Raw genomic sequence first — 17,153 nt, forward strand, 5'->3', positions numbered from 1 at the left:
AAAGGCTGCATAGGCTCGTCGGAAGTTTAAAGCATTTCCAGCAAAAGTGTGGAGCGGTTTTGCGTAAGATAATGCTTTAAAACAGATAGATAGAGCAGTTTCCACGATTCAATATTAACTGGAATCGCTCTAAGCGGACGGGTGAATCATGGGGCGTTCTTCAAATAGCGTAAGGCTTGCGGCAGCATTTTCCGTTGCGGCTTCAATGACCGTGCCGGGATATGCGCAGACTGTGCAAGCTGCATTCGCTACGAAGGCTCCCCAAGTCCTGCTACTGGACGATAAGAGCGGCACCGTCCTTTTGTCCAAAAATCCGGACATGAAAGTGCCACCCGCGTCGCTTGCCAAGTTGATGACGGCTGAAGTTGTCTTTGAAGCACTTGAAAAAGGCCAGACGACGCTCGAAACCAGCTACCCTGTCACTGAGTATGCGTGGCGCACCGGCGGTGCACCTTCTGGCACGTCAACGATGTTTGCTAAGATCAAGTCGACGCCAACGGTTGCTGATCTGCTGCAAGGCATGATTGTGCAGGCTGCAAATGACGGTGCCATCATTCTCGCTGAAGGGCTGTCTGGCAGCGAAGCTGCTTTCGCGCAAAAGATGAATGAGCGTGCGAAAGATTTGGGCCTCATCGGCTCGAATTTCGTGAACGCGACCGGACTGCCCGCCGAAGGACAAACGGTAACGCTGTCCGATCTCATAAAACTCGCGCGCCATATTCATAGCGCTCATCCCGAACGTTACGTCTATTATGCCCAGCCGGCATTCACTTGGAACAACATCATGCAGCGCAATCGCAACCCGCTTTTGCGGCTTGATATTGGCGCAGACGGCATGGGAACGGGCTACACTGTAGCATCCGGTTATGCTTTGGTCGCCTCTGCAGAACAGAACGGACGCAGGCTGTTTCTTGCAATGAGTGGTTTGACCAGCATCAAAGAACGCGAGGAAGAAGCAAAGAAACTTATCCAATGGGGGATGACTTCATTCGATACTATAAGTATTTATTCGGCTAACGAAGAGATCGGCACTGCGCAGGTTTTCGGCGGCTCCGCCTCCAGCGTTTCTCTGAAAGTCAAAGACGATGTTGAACTGCTGCTTCCAAAGGAAGGGCGCGACAAGCTCAAAGCACGTATTTTCTACGAGGGGCCGTTAAACGCTCCCATCGAGACAGACACGCAAGTTGGAACTTTGCGGTTCGAACTCAATGGGAATGTAGTACAGCAAATGCCGCTCTATACGGCTCAATCGGTTTCAGTTGGCACTCTCTCACAGCGAGCAATGGGCGCAGCGCTGGAGCTTTCCACGGGTTGGCTAAGGAAATATCTCTAAACCCTCCTCGACCTCACGCGCAAACGCCGATAAACAATAGAGAGCTTGTTTTAAGCTGGACTCAATTTTGCGGAAGCCAGTGTGACCGGATTGTTTATTACATTCGAGGGTGGGGAAGGTGCGGGTAAATCAACCCAGATTGCCTTGCTGGCGGAGCATCTGCGTAGCCTTGGTTTTGATCCGCTGATCACGCGTGAACCCGGTGGTTCTGCGGGTGCTGAAGCAGTTCGTCACGTGATTCTGAGTGGTAATGCCGAAAGCTACGGTCCTGCAATGGAAGCGCTGCTTTTCGCTGCTGCTCGAGCTGATCATGTCGATCAGCTGATCCGTCCGGCATTATCTGAAGGTCGCGTTGTGCTTTGTGACCGTTTCATCGATTCGAGCCGTGCCTATCAGGGCGTGACAGGAAATCTCAATGCCACTTATATGGCTGCTATCGAACGTATTGCTATCGATGGTGCAATGCCAGACCTTACGATCATTCTTGATATTCCTGCAGAAAAAGGTCTTTCTCGCGCAGTGAAGCGTCGAGGGACTGACATTGCCGATCGTTTCGAGAAAGAAGCCATTGCCGTGCACGAAGCCCGGCGTCAGGCGTTTCTAGAAATTGCGAATGCCGAACCCGATCGCTGTAAGGTGGTCAACGCCGACCGTTCACAGGATGAGATATCAGCCGATATCGTAGCCATTGCAGACGAAATTTTGAAGAAAAAGGGACTTCTGTGATCGAAGAGCTTGATGTCCCAAAAGCCCATGATTCCATTGAAGGCGTAGCTGAACCATCTGCCAGTGATTATCTCACCGGTCATGGCGAAATAGTAGCTTTCCTGGCACAGGCCTATCGTGAAGGTCGTATGCATCATGCGCTGCTTTTTGAGGGCGCTCAGGGTGTTGGCAAGGCGACACTGGCCTTTCATCTCGCAGGCCACATGCTTGCGTTTGGAGATCAGACCTTTGCACCTGAAACGATCGGAATGCCTGATTTCAGCAAACCACTCTGGCGACAGATCGCAGGTGGTATGCATCCGGCCGTGTTGCATATTAATCGGCCCTTCGATCAGAAAACCGGCAAGTTCAGGACTGGTATTCCTGTAGAGGAAATTCGTCGCGTCACTCATTTTCTGACCCGCACGGCATCGGACGGCGCATGGCGAATTGTCATTGTCGATCCTGCCGATGATATGAACCGTAATGCTGCGAATGCGCTTCTCAAAACTCTGGAGGAGCCACCGGCACGCGCGATGTTCATTCTGATATCGCATTCGTCGGGACGGCTTCTGCCAACCATCCGTTCACGCTGCCAGAGCATCCAGTTTAAGCCTCTCGGAGATGATGCGCTTACAGATGCATTGGAGCACGTTGGACCTAGCGTCGGGCTTGATGCCGACGGCATCACACAATCGCTTCTGACTCGCTCTGAAGGCAGCGTGCGCAAGGCGCTGCTTCTCGTGGCCCATGGAGGCCTTGAAATATCGAATACCGTTGATGCCATATTGCAGGGGCAGGCGTTTGATCTTCCAAAAGCTCAAACGCTTTCAGGTGTTCTGAATGGGCGTGAGGCAGAAGTTCAATATGAACTGTTCCGCGATTATCTTATGAGCCGGATCGCGGATGAGGCTAGACGCTATGCAGATTCGGGTCAGTTGCGTGAAGCCGATCAGTGGTCGCGTTTCTGGAGCGAACTTGTTCGTGAAATTTCGAATGCCGAGACCTATAATCTCGACCGGAAGCAGGCAGTTATGATCCTTTTGGAAAAAACGCATCGCGCTTTTCGATCTGGCACACCTCCGCTTACGTGACATGGTGCTTCACTTGCGTTATGTCACCGCTAACGTTTTTTAAACATCACACTTGAAGAAGCCGGATTTCTGATGAGCCGCGAAAAATTCTATATCACCACCGCAATCGCTTACCCAAATGGCAAGCCGCATATCGGTCATGCTTATGAATTGATTGCGACTGATGCCATGGCGCGTTTCCAGCGTCTGGATGGCAAGGATGTTCACTTCCTGACCGGCTCGGACGAACACGGCATTAAGATGCTGCAGAGTGCGCGTAAGGAAGGCATTACGCCACGCGAACTCGCAGATCGCAACACAGCTGCTTTCCAGCGCATGGGCGAGTTTCTGAACAGCTCGCACGACGATTATATTCGCACCTCCGAAGAGCGCCATTACAAGGCCAGTCAGGCAATCTGGCAGGCAATGGCCGCCAATGGCGATATCTATAAAGGCGGCTATGCGGGCTGGTATTCGGTTCGTGACGAAGCCTATTATGGCGAAGAGGAAACGGAAGTCCGTGCGGATAATGTTCGCTACGGTCCTCAGGGCACCCCTGTTGAGTGGGTTGAAGAAGAAAGCTACTTCTTCCGTCTGTCCAATTATCAGGACAAGCTTCTTGAACTTTACGAAAAGAATCCCGGCTTCATCATGCCTGCGGAACGTCGCAACGAGATCGTGAGCTTCGTAAAGTCTGGTCTGAAAGACCTTTCGATTTCGCGCACGACATTCGACTGGGGTATTCCGGTTCCGGGTGATGAAAAGCACGTCATGTATGTCTGGGTTGACGCCCTGACGAATTACATCACGGCAGTTGGATATCCTGATACAACCGATGAAAAGTGGGGCTACTGGCCTGCCGATGCTCATATCATCGGTAAGGACATTTCGCGGTTCCATGCAGTCTACTGGCCAGCATTCCTGATGTCGGCGGGAGTTCCGCTGCCAAAGCGCGTGTTTGCGCATGGCTTCCTGTTCAACCGCGGTGAAAAGATGTCGAAGTCGCTTGGCAACGTCATCGATCCGTTTGAACTGGTAGAGCGTTATGGTCTTGATCAGCTGCGCTACTTCCTGATGCGTGAAGTACCATTTGGTCAGGATGGCAGCTACAGCCATGATGCGATCGTCAACCGCACCAATGCCGATCTTGCCAACGATCTGGGCAATCTTGCACAGCGCTCGCTGTCGATGATTGCCAAGAACTGCGAAGGCAAGGTTCCGGTTCCTGGTGAGTTTTCGGATGCTGACACGGCTATTCTGGATCAGGCCGATGCGGCACTGGAAACTGCGCGTAAGGCAGTCGGTGATCAGGCGCTGCATATTGCTCTTGGTGCAATTTTTGCCGTGGTTGCGGAAGCAAACCGTTACTTTGCGGGACAGGAGCCGTGGGCACTGCGCAAGACTGATCCTGCGCGTATGGGTACGGTGCTTTATGTAACCGCGGAAGTGATCCGCCGCGTCGGCATCATGGTGCAGCCGTTCATTCCGCAGTCGGCTGAAAAGCTCCTCGATACTCTGGCAATCCCGGCAGATAAGCGTCAGTTCTCTGACGTAACTGCAAGCCCGCTTGTCGGTCGAGCCGAACTACCAGCACCGCAGCCGGTCTTCCCGCGCTTTGTGGAAGCGGAAGAGCAGAACTGAGCTGAATATGCTGGTTGATAGTCACTGCCATCTCGACTTTGCGGATTTCGAGCCAGAGCGCGATGCTGTTGTGGCGCGCGCGCTCGATGCTGGCATCAAGCGCATGGTCACAATTTGCACGCGTGTACGCAAGTTCGATACGATCCTGACACTCGCTGAGAATTACGAGTCCGTCTATTGTTCTGTTGGAACACACCCGAACAATGCGCATGAGGAACTCGATGTCACGGCCGATGATCTGGTGCGTCTGGCTGAGCATCCGAAAGTCGTCGCCATAGGCGAGGCGGGTTTGGACTATCATTATGATTATGCGCCGCCGGAAGCCCAGCGTCAGGGCTTCCTCACGCATATCGAAGCTGCACGTCGCACACAGTTGCCGCTCGTGATTCACGCGCGCAGCGCGGATCAGGATATGGCCGACATTCTGGAATCTGAGACGGCGAAGGGCGCGTTTCCCTTTATCCTGCACTGTTTCTCGTCCGGTCGGGCATTGGCTGAGAAGGGCATTGAGCTTGGCGGTTATGTGTCATTCTCCGGCATTCTGACCTTCAAGAACTCAGCCGATATTCGCGAAGTTGCAAGCATTGTTCCGCGTGATCGTCTGCTGGTCGAGACAGATGCGCCATATCTCGCACCGATGCCGTATCGCGGTAAACGCAATGAGCCGTCATTTGTGCAGCACACGGCAGCCGTTTTAGCTGACACAATTGGTGTGAGCAGCGATGAGATAGCCGACATCACAAGTGAAAACGTCTTCCGGCTTTTCTCCAAAATGCCAAAGCCTGCTGGAGAATAATCATCGTGGCAGCTTCCCGCAATTGTTTGCGTTTCACAATTCTGGGGTGCGGATCGTCCCCCGGTGTGCCACGTATCAATGGTGATTGGGGCAATTGTGATCCTGAAAATCCGAAAAACCGGCGTCGCCGCGCCGCACTCCTTGTGGAGCGGTTCGACGGTGAAGGAAACAGCACCGTCGTCGTGATCGACACAGGACCGGATTTTCGAGCGCAGATGATCGATGCGGATGTGCCGTCGCTGGATGCAGCTGTTTACACACATCCACATGCCGATCATATTCATGGGATCGATGATCTTCGTACCTACGTGGTCGAAAACAGGCGCCTGATGGATGTGTACGCCAACCGGCTGACGCGCAATCGGCTGTTTGATGCCTTTGGCTATTGTTTCGAGACGCCAGCAGGGTCGAGTTATCCGCCGATCCTCTCCATGCATGACATCGTCGCTGAAACGGCTTTTACGATTACAGGAGCAGGCGGATCGATCCGGTTTGAACCATTCACGCAGGTTCACGGTGATATTGAATCGCTCGGCTTCCGCATCGGCAATGTCGCTTACTGCACAGATGTCAGCGCATTTCCAGATGAAAGCCTGAAATATATCCGCCATGCAGATATTCTAATTATCGGCGCACTGCAGTATCGTCCTCACCCAAGCCACTTTTCACTTGAGCAAGCGCTCGAATGGATTGAGTTTTTTGGACCTAAGCGCGCGATACTGACTCACATGCACATACCGCTCGATTACGAGGCAGTCATGCGGGAAACACCCGATAACGTTGAGCCTGGTTATGATGGGTTGCGCTTTGAAGTTTCCATCTGAAAAAGCCCGCTGCGGGTATTTGCAGCGGGCTTTTCTCTTTGGGCTGTAGTCGTTGATCAGGCAGCTGACCCCTTGACCGGGAATGGCATGACATTACTACTTTCGTCTTTAGCCTTTTCAGACTTGTCTTCAAGTTGCAGTCCACCAGCGCGGAGCAGGTCGGAGAAGCGGCCACCGCGTGCAGCCAGTTCGTCGAAGCTACCGCGTTCAACCAGATGTCCCTTATCCATGAACAGGACAATATCAGCAGAGCGAACAGTCGACAGACGGTGCGCAATGATGAAGGTCGTGCGATTGTGGCTCAGATCATCAACAGCCTGTTTGACCTTTTCTTCTGTCTCAACGTCAAGCGCACTTGTCGCCTCGTCGAGCACCAGGATAGGAGAATCCTTGAGGATAGCGCGAGCAATAGCGAGACGCTGACGTTCACCACCTGAAAGCTGCGAACCACGTTCACCAACGACCGTGTCATAACCGTTGCCCTTTGCAAGAATGAAGTCGTGCGCGGCAGCAGCTTTTGCAGCAGCATGAACCATTTCGTTAGACGCATTCTCGTTACCGACACGAATGTTATCTTCGACCGAACGGTTGAACAAACCTGCATCCTGGAACACGGTTGCAATTGCATGACGCAACGAGCGGCGGCTGACGGTGCGTGTATCGGTGCCGTCGATCATAATGCGACCTGCAGCAGGGTCGAACACACGCTGGAGAATATTGATCAGTGTTGTCTTGCCAGCACCCGTCGGGCCAACGATAGCCACTGTCTGTCCAGGCTTGACTTCGAACGACACGTCGTAGACGCCCTGACCCGAATTCGGAAATTCGAAGGTTACATTATCAAAAACAATGCCACCCTTCACATCTTCAAGATCGGTTGCATCCTGCGGTTCCTGACGGTCAGCGGTCGCGTCTTCCATTTCGAAGAACTCTTCCAGCTTTGCGCGGGCTGTTACAGTCTGGTTGATGAACGCGCTGATCTGGTCAAGACGACCGATCATAAGTTGAGCGAAACCGATAAAGGCAATAACATCACCAACGCGCATCTGGCCCTTGGTCACGAAATACGCACCAAGCATCAGCACGATAACCATCGAGAGCGTCGAAGCCATTCGGTTCAGACCGCTGGCAAGCGCCCACCAGTTGAGAACCGGAAACTGGACGTTTTCCAGATTCTTTGCATATTGGCGCAGCGACTGTGTTTCAGAAGCGATGCGGTTATAGCTCTGCACGACCGAAACGTTGCTGATGGTATCGCTGACATGCTCGAACAGCTTGTGGTGGTGTTTTTCAACGGCCGTCTGGCCATCCTTTGTCTTGCGCATGACGAGCTGGCCAATCATCACATAGATGACACCAAGCACGATTAGCACCATGGACATGCGCATATCCATGCTCATTGCGACTGGAATAAGCGCGACCAGAGCCACAACTGTGGTCAGGTGCTGACGCATGAATTCAAGCCAGAGCGTGAAAAGGGAGTCGGTCGCGCGGATCAACGTGTGCAGTGCGTTTGATGTACCGCGCTTCTGGTGCCACGAAAGCGGCATGGTAATGATGCGCTCATAAGAGTCGATCATCACGCCGAGACGACGGCGATGGGCGAGGCGGTCTGCACCGCGCGCAACAAACACCGCTGCGACAATGTTAAACGCACCAAGTGCGGCCCACATGGCGAGCTGCGTAAAGATATCACCTTTATCTGAGATAGCCTGAATAACGCGTCCAAAAAGGATCGGTTCGGCCAACATGACAAGAGCAACCAGTACGCTTGCAATACACATGGTTATCGTTGCAGCCTTCTCAGCCGCAAGATATTCCATGGCACGCCAGTAGATTTTGAGCAATGACACCTTCGCACTCCCGCTCGTTCTATTTCACAGGACTAAATGGTGCAGTCCCGTTGTTCTATCAATATGCAATGAAGGCAAGAAGTGGCGAATACGTGTTAAGATTGACCATAAATTAAAAATGCATGTAACCGAGCGTGAAGATTCATAGCCGCATTCCTATTCTTTGCAGAGCATTCCTGCTTTAGCAAAACAGCGGCAGATTGTTGTTTTCCCCAATTTAGCCTAGCAATCCGCCCTTGGCGCGTCTATTGACTGATTTAAAGCGCATCTCGAAAGACGGAAACAGGCTCTCGGATATAAGGCGCATAAAAAGTCAGGCACGCTGGTTCGTGCCCAAAAAAGTATTGATCGGGTTTTTCATGGCAGGCGTTGAACAGAAAAGTGTGGCTGCAGACGAGACGGGTATGCGTCTTGATCGCTGGTTCAAGGTCCATTTTCCCGGACTTGGGTTCGGACATCTGCAAAAATTGCTGCGTTCCGGTCAGGTCCGCGTCGACGGCGGTCGTGCCAAGTCAGACACACGTTTGCAGGCAGGCCAGATGGTGCGCATTCCGCCGCTGGAGGTCGATGAAAAGGCCGCTGGACCAATGACAGCAAAAACCATCCGCAGCCAGCAGGATGGTGATGTTCTCAAACAGATGCTGATCTATGAAGATCCGAAGGTATTTGTTTTTAACAAGCCTGCGGGTCTGGCAGTGCAGGGCGGTTCTGGCCTTGTTCGCCATGTTGACGGCATGCTCGAAGCATGGCGCAACAAGCGGGGTGAAAAGCCACGTCTGGTGCATCGTATTGACCGGGACACATCTGGCGTTCTGGTGGTTGCCCGCACACGCGGAGCAGCACAGGCGCTGACTGCATCGTTCAGGGAGCGCGACACCAAAAAGACCTATTGGGCTTTGGTGAAAGGCGTTCCGCGCAAGCGTGAAGACAAGATTTCGACATGGCTTGTGAAAGAGCAGACACCTGATGGCGATAAGATGCGCGTTTGCCAGCATGGTGAACCGGATTCCGATCACGCCGTTTCTTATTACCGGATCATCGAAAAGATTGGTAACAATCTGACCTGGCTGGAGATGGAACCTTATACAGGCCGCACCCACCAGCTTCGTGTCCACGCAGCACACATCGGCCATCCGATCATCGGCGATCCGAAATATTTTGAAGCAGATCAGAACTGGGAATTTCCGGGCGGCATTCAAAAAAAGCTGCATCTGCATGCGCGCCGCATTCGTATTCCCAATCCTGCAGGCGGCATCATTGATGTCACGGCACCTCTGCCGCCACATATGGTGCAGTCGTGGAATTTGCTTGGCTTCGATGAGGCAAATGCGGAAGAATAAGAATGTCGGGTGCTGAGGGAGGAACGGCTCAGGGCCGGGTGTCGTTTGATGGACTGGCTATCGCGCTTGTCATGTTCATCATGTTCACATGGGGGCTTAATCAGGTTGCCATCAAGATCGGCAATCGCGGTTTCAACCCCATGCTCATGGCCGCAGGTCGTGCAGCATTGGGTGGCCTTTGTGTTTTTCTCTGGTGCTACTGGAAACGTATTCCTCTTTTTGGACGAGATGGCACTTTAAAGCCCGGCATTCTGGCCGGCCTTCTCTTTGGTGTTGAATTTGTCCTGATCTTTCTCGCCATGGAACTCACCAGCGTCGGGCGTGTCACTCTGATGATGAACGTGATGCCATTCTGGGTGGCAATCGGTAGTCATTTTCTTTTGGGTGAGCGCATGTCCATGCGCGCCTTCATTGGTATGTGTGTGGCATTCCTCGGTGTCTTTGTTGTCTTTTCGGACCATATCAGTCGGCCTGGCCCCAATGCGGTCTATGGTGATTTGCTTGCGCTGATATCAGGAATGCTGTGGGGAATGACGACGCTCGTCATTAAGCGGACGAAACTTGCAAGTGCTGCGCCCGAAAAGACGCTTCTTTATCAGCTGGCAGTGGCAGCTCTGGTTCCATTACCATTCATGTCGCTGAGTGGTCCATTGATCCGTGATCCGGATATGCTCTCGGTTCTGTCATTTCTGTTTCAATCGGTGTTTGTAGTAGCTGTGACCTATCCATTGTGGTTCTGGATGGTACGACGCTATCCGGCTTCCAAACTGTCTAATTTTGCGTTTCTCACGCCCGCTTTCGGTGTGCTGTTGAGTGGAATATTGCTCAACGAACATCTTGGCTGGAAAATCTTCGCTGCACTCGCCCTGATCGGGCTGGGCCTGCTTATTATCAATCGACCAGCAAAAGCCGGAGTTGCTCGATGAAACTCGTTCTCTTTGATTGTGACGGTACGCTTGTCGATAGCGGTGATACGATTCACCATTGCATGGCTGCAAGCTTTATTGATGCAGGATTGCAGCCGCCGGAAATTGCTCAGACCCATTCAATCATTGGTCTTTCGCTTCCATTGGCTATTGCGCAATTGCTTGGTCGTGAAGTCGATGAGCAGGTCAACTGGCTTACACAGCGCTATAAGGAAAACTTTGTTCGGCTGCGTCAGGCACCAGATTTCGCAGAGCCACTTTATGATGGTATCTTGCCATTGCTGACAGAGCTTGGCAGTCGCGATGATCTTCTGTTGGGTATTGTGACAGGTAAGTCGCAACGCGGCGTACGCTCGGTCTTTGAGCGTCACGGAATTGGACACCATTTTATGGTCATTCGTACTGCTGATGATTGTCCTTCCAAACCACATCCAGCCATGGTGCTTGAATCTTGCGCTGAAATGGGGATAGAACCGGACCAAACGATCGTAATTGGCGATGCAATCTACGATATGCAAATGGCTCGTTCAGCAGGCGCACGTGCTGCCGGTGTTTCCTGGGGCTATCATGGCCCAACCTCACTTGTGGAAGCAGGCGCTCATCACGTCCTGAATAAGCCTGAAGAACTCCATGCTATCCTGCATGAAATGGATGCCTTAGTTTCGTAATTGATTGCGACACGATAGCTGTAAGAACTGGATATATGATAATGCGCGACACTCTGAGCGACCCACAAGCCGAAATGCCGATTTCCCAGAAAGACCCGGTGGCCCGCTCGCAGGAGCTGATGCGGACGCCTTTGCCGAAACGTTTTTACGAAAAGGCTGAGGTTGCGGAAGTCGAAGGCGGTTTTACTGTGCATCTGGATGGCCGCCCGGTCAAAACTCCGGCACGTGCTGTTCTGCTCTTGCCCACAGCATCCGCTGCTGAAATCGTCGCTGAAGAGTTCCGTTCGCAGGAAAAGGTTATTGACCCTTCCAAAATGCCAGCCACACGTCTGGTAAACACAGCCGTCGATGGTATCGCGCAGGATCCGCAGGCAGTGTTTGAAGATATCTTGCGCTTTGCCGGTACGGACATGATTTGTTATCGTGCCGCGACCCCGAAAGAACTGGTTGCCCGGCAGACTGAACAATGGGACCCATTGATTGACTGGGCTGAAAGTCTGGGGGCACGCTTCGCACTGGCCGAAGGTGTGATGCATGTCGAGCAATCACGCGAAGCAATTACTGCCTATGGCGTTCATCTGTCGGAATTCAAAAATCCAATTGCACTTGCGTCGCTCCATACCATGACGACACTAACTGGCTCGGCACTTATCGCGCTGGCAATTGCCAAGGGCGAGATATCCGTCGAAGACGGTTGGACACGCGCGCATCTTGATGAAGACTGGACCATTGAGCATTGGGGCGAAGATGCCGAAGCGCAGGCCCGCCGCAAGACACGCAAGGGCGAAATGATGGTTGCCGCTCAGGTGCTGCAGGCGCTCTAGTTTTTATTCAACTAATGAACATAATAGATTGATATTAATAGAAAACCCGGCTTGCGCCGGGTTTTCTTTCGCGTGCTTCAGCACGTCGTTCCCCTCGGTAATCCAAGCGTATCCTGAAAAGTGTGAAACTATTTTGGATAAGATGCGCTTTAAACAAGTAACCAGAGCGGGTGGTTGCCCACCCGCACAATAGGTTAAACCGAGTAGTACATGTCGAACTCGACTGGATGCGGCGTTGTTTCGTAACGCAGCACTTCAGCCATCTTGATTTCGATGAAGCTATCGATCTGGTCGTCTTCGAAAACGCCACCAGCTTTGAGGAACTCGCGATCCTTGTCGAGCGACTGCAGAGCTTCACGAAGCGAACCGCAGACGGTTGGGATCTTCTTGAGTTCCTTTGCAGGCAGATCGTAAAGGTCCTTGTCCATAGCCTGACCTGGGTGGATCTTGTTCTTGATACCGTCAAGACCAGCCATCAGCAGAGCTGCGAAGCAGAGGTATGGGTTCGCTGCTGGATCCGGGAAGCGAACTTCAAGGCGCTTCGACTTCGGAGACGAGCCGAATGGAATACGGCAGGAAGCCGAACGGTTACGCGCCGAATAGGCCAGCAGAACCGGAGCTTCATAACCTGGGACCAGACGCTTGTAGGAGTTGGTCGATGGGTTGGTGAATGCGTTCACAGCCTTGGCGTGCTTGATAACGCCACCGATAAAGAACAGGCAGTTTTCCGACAGACCGGCATATTCGTTGCCAGCAAAGGTTGGCTTGCCTTCTTTCCAGATAGAGAAGTGAACGTGCATGCCTGAACCGTTGTCGCCGAAAACTGGCTTCGGCATGAAGGTTGCAGTCTTGCCGTAAGCGTTGGCAACCTGATGCACAACATACTTGTAGATCTGCATCTTGTCGGCGTTGCGAACAAGCGTATCGAACTTGACGCCGAGTTCGTGCTGGGCCGAAGCCACTTCGTGGTGATGCTTTTCAACGGTCACGCCCATTTCCGTCAAAACGGTGAGCATTTCCGAACGCATGTCCTGTGCGCTGTCGATTGGCGGAACAGGGAAATAGCCACCCTTGACGCGTGGACGATGACCGAGGTTACCGGTTTCGTAATCGGTGTCGTCATTCGATGGCAGTTCGGTCGAGTCGAGCTTGAAGCCTGTGTTGAATGGATCAACCTTGTACTTCACGTCATCAAAGACAAAGAATTCAGCTTCTGGACCGACGTAAACGGTGTCGCCGATGCCGAGCGACTTCATGTAGGCTTCAGCCTTCTTTGCAGTCGTGCGTGGGTCGCGGCCATAAGCTTCACCCGAAATAGGATCAAGAATGTCGCAGAGAATAACCAGCGTGGACTGAGCGAAGAACGGGTCAATATGAGCCGTTTCCGGATCTGGCATGAGAACCATGTCGGATTCATTAATGGCCTTCCAGCCAGCAATCGAAGAGCCGTCGAACATGACGCCATCAACGAACATTTCTTCGTCTACGAGGCCGATATCCATCGTGACGTGATGCAGCTTGCCCTTTGGGTCTGTGAAGCGGAGATCAACAAACTTGACGTCGTTGTCTTTGATCTGTTTCAGAATGTCATTGGCAGTCGTCATTTTAGTATCCTGTTTGCACGACGATGGTCGGTAGGCTGGTTTTATCAGATAGCATCCACGCCGGATTCACCGGTACGGATACGGATAACTTCTTCGATATTGGAGACGAAAATCTTACCGTCGCCAATACGACCCGTCTGGGCTGCCTTGCGAATAGCTTCAATGGCGCCATCGACGGTTTCGTCGGCGACGATAACTTCGACTTTCACCTTGGGAAGAAAATCGACGACATATTCCGCACCGCGGTAAAGCTCGGTGTGGCCTTTCTGCCGGCCGAAGCCCTTGGCTTCAATTACAGTAATTCCCTGCAAACCAACTTCCTGAAGGGCTTCCTTCACTTCATCGAGCTTGAAAGGCTTAATGATGGCTTCGATCTTTTTCATCAGAGAATGGTCTCCGCTCTTGTTCGGAAATGGGCATCGTGCCCGTTTCACAGATATAGAAGCATGAACTGTGCCAACTCGATCTGTGTTGACCAAAATTTTTACATTCCATACTTTTTCAAGCAAATTTTCCCGAAGTTATCCCGTCACTCCCCGTGAAAATGGCACTAAAGCCGAGGCTAGCGCATTTTCAATAGTTTCAGAAGTGCAACTTTCTTTGCGGTAGAGTGGCATTATTATTGTCATGGAAACAAGGCGGTATGTGTGAAAGATTTTCAATAGGGTTTCGATCTCGTTAGATGTGATTAAAAATTAGACAAAATGCAAAGAAGTTAGTCAATCTTGCATTGAAGCGACTGCCGCGTAATTAATCACCCGGACAATCAGAAGGGAAGTGTGTGTCATGTTCGAACTGTTGACACCGGAAGAAATGGCACGTGCAGATAGTCTGACAATAGACACCGGACAGCGGGATGGCTTTTCTCTAATGCTAGCCGCAGGTCATGCCGTTGCCGATGTCGCGCAACGCATGTTTATCGGCGAAGGGCCGATCGCGATCCTCTGTGGGCCGGGAAACAATGGCGGTGATGGCTATGTTGCCGCGCAGTTTCTGCTCGAAGCCGGACGCGATGTTATTTGTTTCGGAACAGCGCAGCCACGTCCGGGAAGCGATGCGATGCGCGCACTTCTCTTTTATAAAGGCGAAGTGCGCCGGATAAGCGCTTTGATACCAGCCGACTTCGTCGGTGTTATTGATGCCGTTTATGGGGCGGGCTTGGCGCGTCCTGTGGGAGGGGCTGAGGCTCGCGTAATAGAAGCGGTCAATGCATCAAATATTCCTGTACTCGCAATAGATTTACCCAGCGGCGTGTCTGGTGAAAGTGGACAGGTTCTTGGAACGGGAATTCAGGCGCGGGCGACCGTGACGTTTTTCCGGAAAAAACCTGGACACCTGTTGCAGCCTGGCCGAACTCATTGCGGCGTGCTGCATGTCGCGGACATCGGTATTTCTGACGATGTGCTCAACAAGATAAAACCCAACACTTTTGAAAATGCGCCCCAGCTTTGGCGAGATAGCTTACCTACGCTTTCAACGAACGCACATAAATATAGCCGTGGTCATGCGGCAGTATTTTCCGGGCCTGCGCATTCGACTGGCGCTGCGCGTCTGTCATCAATGGCAGCGGCACGAAGCGGAGCAGGGGCGGTAACGTTGTTGTCTCCGCCTGATGCGCTGTCAGTCAATGCAGCGCATTTAACAAGCATCATGGTGCGGGAAACACGCGGCATCAAAGATATTGAAGCGTTCACGATTGACCGAAAGGTTGCTGCCTGTGTGCTGGGGCCGGGCTACAGCAGCCCGTCATTCGCGCGCGACCACGCCTCGATGCTCCTGACAGCCGTTAATGGCCGCGCCGAAAATTTGAATGGACTGGTGCTGGATGCCGATGGCATCACGGCATTTGAAAGCAAGCCTGAGCAGCTTTTTTACGCGAAACGCAGTTCACATACAGCTCTCGTTCTCACACCACATGAAGGCGAATTTCGGCGTCTTTTTCCTGATATTTCGGCTGAGAACAATCTGTCCAAGACCGGCAAGGCACGTAAAGCAGCGAAGCGCGCGAATGCAGTGTTGATCTATAAAGGTCCAGATACGGTGATAGCGGCTCCTGATGGGCAAGCCGTTATCAACCCGAACGGTACACCATTTCTGGCAACTGCCGGATCGGGCGATGTGCTTGCTGGTATCGTTTGTGGATTGCTTTCGCAGGGAATGCCCGCCTTTGAGGCGGCAAGTGCAGCCGTTTGGGTCCACGCTGATGCCGCTCGACGCTTTGGTCATGGGCTTATCGCGGAAGATCTGCCAAACCAGTTGCCTGCGGTTTGGTCTGGCTTGGATCATTATGAGTAGGGTTAGAGCGCATCTTGAAAAGTATGAAACGGTTTTCTGATAAGATACGCATGAAACTGGACAATTAGAGCGTCGATTTGATTCAATCAAATCGAGCAGCGCTCTAACGCCCTGAAGTGCGGCTGCCCCCGGTTCCAACGTCAACAGTGACACTGCCGGAGATCGAAACGTCGGTATTGCCGATGCGGAAATTCTTCCATGTTCCGGCGGGCTGAGAGTTAGGTTCCGGCGCAGGCGGAGGAGCCGAAACGATTGGCTTCTGTGGTTCTACGCCGGGAAGACCAGTTGGTGACTGATCGTTTGCAAAAGCGTTTGCTGATAATGCCGTTGAGAAAACAGCGGTAAATATAAGAAATCGCTTCATAATCATCTCGCCTTATTTCACACCCTGTCTGCAACGGCTTCCAAAAGCTGTTCAGCCATTTCAAGCGTAAACTCATCATAATGAGAGATAACGCGGCTCGGTTCATAATGCTGGACTGGGAGATCAGTATAACCGAAATCAACTGCGACGACAGGAATACCTGCGGCTTTAGCTGTATCGATATCGGTGCGGCTGTCTCCAACCATCACTGCGCGGTCACGGTTGCCATTGGCTTTGAGGATCGTCTCCGTCAGATGACGCGGATCGGGTTTGCGGAAAGCAAATGTGTCTGCGCCGCAGATAGCAGCAAAGCGGTGCGCTTCGCCCATTGACGTCAGAAGTTTGACGGAAAGGGCTTCAAACTTATTTGTACATACGGCGAGTGTATATCCGTTTGCGGAGAAGCGATCCATAGCTTCGAGAACGCCCGGATAAAACGTCGAATGTCCTGGCATATGTGCTGCATAATGCTCGCGGAATTCTTCGACCAGATGATCGAGTTTCGCATCGTCAACCTGCTTTTGCTGTGCAGCAAAGGCGCGCTCGATCATGACGCGACCTCCTTGTCCAACAAAGCGGCGCAGGGAATCCTTGTCAGCAGTTTGCAAACCTGAAATTGCGAGACAATGATTTAAGCTGTCCAAAAGGTCCGGTGCTGTTTCAACCAGTGTGCCGTCGAGATCGAAAACGATGATAGGCTTGGAATTTACAGCGGACATATGACTTCCTTCAGCAACGAGACATGCGAGCGCATTTCTAACCGTTGTTTCAAATAGGCTAAACTTAACGCAGAAACGAGGGCCTATCGCAAAAATCGCGATAATTTGTATTGAGAGCTTTGTTGCGCTCCACGCACATGCTAGAGGCGTTCTTGGAGCCGGATGAGAATCCGCTGGGAAATCAGGAA

Annotated in this window: 16 protein-coding genes; 11 read left to right on the forward strand and 5 right to left on the reverse strand. The window is 52.2% G+C overall.

Translation table 11 applies throughout. From position 1 onward, the window contains the following. The first annotated feature begins 205 nt into the window (after positions 1 to 205). From CES85_RS14565 to CES85_RS14590, 6 genes are all read left to right on the forward strand, one after another. Positions 206 to 1,333 (forward strand): D-alanyl-D-alanine carboxypeptidase family protein, encoded by a 1,128-nt coding sequence (locus CES85_RS14565; RefSeq protein ID WP_235901957.1) that lies wholly within the window; start codon positions 206 to 208, stop codon positions 1,331 to 1,333. An 81-nt stretch (positions 1,334 to 1,414) separates the two neighbouring features. Next, on the forward strand, positions 1,415 to 2,059 hold the full coding sequence (gene tmk / locus CES85_RS14570) for a dTMP kinase (protein ID WP_095446617.1): 645 nt from the start codon (positions 1,415 to 1,417) through the stop codon (positions 2,057 to 2,059). Continuing rightward, complete coding sequence (locus tag CES85_RS14575) at positions 2,056 to 3,132, forward strand: DNA polymerase III subunit delta' (protein ID WP_095446618.1); 1,077 nt, start codon at positions 2,056 to 2,058, stop codon at positions 3,130 to 3,132. Before tmk ends, CES85_RS14575 begins: the two co-directional genes overlap by 4 nt. A gap of 72 nt (positions 3,133 to 3,204) precedes the next feature. After that, positions 3,205 to 4,752 carry a methionine--tRNA ligase gene (gene metG / locus CES85_RS14580; RefSeq protein ID WP_095446619.1) on the forward strand — a complete coding sequence of 516 codons (1,548 nt, stop codon included), beginning with the start codon at positions 3,205 to 3,207 and terminating at the stop codon, positions 4,750 to 4,752. A gap of 7 nt (positions 4,753 to 4,759) precedes the next feature. Then, positions 4,760 to 5,548 (forward strand): TatD family hydrolase, encoded by a 789-nt coding sequence (locus tag CES85_RS14585; RefSeq protein ID WP_095446620.1) that lies wholly within the window; start codon positions 4,760 to 4,762, stop codon positions 5,546 to 5,548. 5 nt (positions 5,549 to 5,553) lie between these two features. Continuing rightward, positions 5,554 to 6,372, forward strand: a complete 819-nt coding sequence (locus CES85_RS14590) for an MBL fold metallo-hydrolase (protein WP_095446621.1) — start codon at positions 5,554 to 5,556, stop codon at positions 6,370 to 6,372. Between the two features lie 56 nt (positions 6,373 to 6,428). Here CES85_RS14590 and CES85_RS14595 read toward each other — a convergent pair whose 3' ends face one another. After that, positions 6,429 to 8,225 (reverse strand): glucan ABC transporter ATP-binding protein/ permease, encoded by a 1,797-nt coding sequence (locus CES85_RS14595; protein ID WP_095446622.1) that lies wholly within the window; start codon positions 8,223 to 8,225, stop codon positions 6,429 to 6,431. Between the two features lie 359 nt (positions 8,226 to 8,584). On the opposite strand from CES85_RS14595, the gene CES85_RS14600 reads away from it, so the two are divergent. The 4 genes from CES85_RS14600 to CES85_RS14615 are packed head-to-tail and all read left to right on the forward strand — an operon-like array spanning position 8,585 to position 11,983. Continuing rightward, a complete protein-coding gene (locus CES85_RS14600) occupies positions 8,585 to 9,565 on the forward strand; it encodes an RluA family pseudouridine synthase (protein WP_095447901.1) in 981 nt (326 codons plus the stop codon). 2 nt (positions 9,566 to 9,567) lie between these two features. After that, positions 9,568 to 10,491 (forward strand): DMT family transporter, encoded by a 924-nt coding sequence (locus CES85_RS14605; RefSeq protein ID WP_095446623.1) that lies wholly within the window; start codon positions 9,568 to 9,570, stop codon positions 10,489 to 10,491. Further along, the gene (locus CES85_RS14610; protein WP_095446624.1) at positions 10,488 to 11,159 is read left to right on the forward strand and encodes an HAD-IA family hydrolase; all 672 of its coding nucleotides are present in this window, start codon (positions 10,488 to 10,490) and stop codon (positions 11,157 to 11,159) included. Before CES85_RS14605 ends, CES85_RS14610 begins: the two co-directional genes overlap by 4 nt. 41 nt (positions 11,160 to 11,200) lie before the next feature. Beyond that, a complete protein-coding gene (locus tag CES85_RS14615) occupies positions 11,201 to 11,983 on the forward strand; it encodes an ATP12 family chaperone protein (protein ID WP_095446625.1) in 783 nt (260 codons plus the stop codon). A gap of 194 nt (positions 11,984 to 12,177) precedes the next feature. Here the strand turns inward: CES85_RS14615 and glnA are convergent, their stop codons facing one another. Both glnA and CES85_RS14625 read right to left on the reverse strand, forming a co-directional pair. Continuing rightward, positions 12,178 to 13,587, reverse strand: a complete 1,410-nt coding sequence (glnA, locus tag CES85_RS14620; protein ID WP_095446626.1) for a type I glutamate--ammonia ligase — start codon at positions 13,585 to 13,587, stop codon at positions 12,178 to 12,180. A 44-nt stretch (positions 13,588 to 13,631) separates the two neighbouring features. Then, positions 13,632 to 13,970, reverse strand: a complete 339-nt coding sequence (locus CES85_RS14625; RefSeq protein WP_007874909.1) for a P-II family nitrogen regulator — start codon at positions 13,968 to 13,970, stop codon at positions 13,632 to 13,634. A gap of 403 nt (positions 13,971 to 14,373) precedes the next feature. Between CES85_RS14625 and CES85_RS14630 the strand changes: the two genes are divergently transcribed. Continuing rightward, positions 14,374 to 15,882, forward strand: a complete 1,509-nt coding sequence (locus CES85_RS14630) for an NAD(P)H-hydrate dehydratase (RefSeq protein ID WP_095446627.1) — start codon at positions 14,374 to 14,376, stop codon at positions 15,880 to 15,882. A gap of 103 nt (positions 15,883 to 15,985) precedes the next feature. On the opposite strand, the gene CES85_RS14635 is transcribed toward CES85_RS14630, so the two are convergent. Next, entirely contained in the window at positions 15,986 to 16,252 is a 267-nt protein-coding gene (locus tag CES85_RS14635) for a hypothetical protein (protein ID WP_095446628.1), read from the reverse strand. Positions 16,253 to 16,263: 11 nt separating this feature from the next. Next, the gene (locus CES85_RS14640; RefSeq protein WP_095446629.1) at positions 16,264 to 16,965 is read right to left on the reverse strand and encodes an HAD family hydrolase; all 702 of its coding nucleotides are present in this window, start codon (positions 16,963 to 16,965) and stop codon (positions 16,264 to 16,266) included. Between the last annotated feature and the right edge of the window lie 188 nt (positions 16,966 to 17,153).

The organism is Ochrobactrum quorumnocens (assembly GCF_002278035.1).
GTDB lineage: Bacteria > Pseudomonadota > Alphaproteobacteria > Rhizobiales > Rhizobiaceae > Brucella > Brucella quorumnocens.

Bases quoted from the DNA above. Each gene is read 5' to 3' on its own strand.
- CES85_RS14635 (WP_095446628.1), bottom strand. From the start codon at position 16,252: ATGATTATGAAGCGATTTCTTATATTTACCGCTGTTTTCTCAACGGCA.
- CES85_RS14585 (WP_095446620.1), top strand. From the start codon at position 4,760: ATGCTGGTTGATAGTCACTGCCATCTCGACTTTGCGGATTTCGAGCCA.
- CES85_RS14625 (WP_007874909.1), bottom strand. From the start codon at position 13,970: ATGAAAAAGATCGAAGCCATCATTAAGCCTTTCAAGCTCGATGAAGTG.
- glnA (WP_095446626.1), bottom strand. From the start codon at position 13,587: ATGACGACTGCCAATGACATTCTGAAACAGATCAAAGACAACGACGTC.
- CES85_RS14615 (WP_095446625.1), top strand. From the start codon at position 11,201: ATGCGCGACACTCTGAGCGACCCACAAGCCGAAATGCCGATTTCCCAG.
- CES85_RS14600 (WP_095447901.1), top strand. From the start codon at position 8,585: ATGGCAGGCGTTGAACAGAAAAGTGTGGCTGCAGACGAGACGGGTATG.
- CES85_RS14630 (WP_095446627.1), top strand. From the start codon at position 14,374: ATGTTCGAACTGTTGACACCGGAAGAAATGGCACGTGCAGATAGTCTG.
- CES85_RS14565 (WP_235901957.1), top strand. From the start codon at position 206: ATGACCGTGCCGGGATATGCGCAGACTGTGCAAGCTGCATTCGCTACG.
- CES85_RS14605 (WP_095446623.1), top strand. From the start codon at position 9,568: ATGTCGGGTGCTGAGGGAGGAACGGCTCAGGGCCGGGTGTCGTTTGAT.
- metG (WP_095446619.1), top strand. From the start codon at position 3,205: ATGAGCCGCGAAAAATTCTATATCACCACCGCAATCGCTTACCCAAAT.
- CES85_RS14610 (WP_095446624.1), top strand. From the start codon at position 10,488: ATGAAACTCGTTCTCTTTGATTGTGACGGTACGCTTGTCGATAGCGGT.
- CES85_RS14640 (WP_095446629.1), bottom strand. From the start codon at position 16,965: ATGTCCGCTGTAAATTCCAAGCCTATCATCGTTTTCGATCTCGACGGC.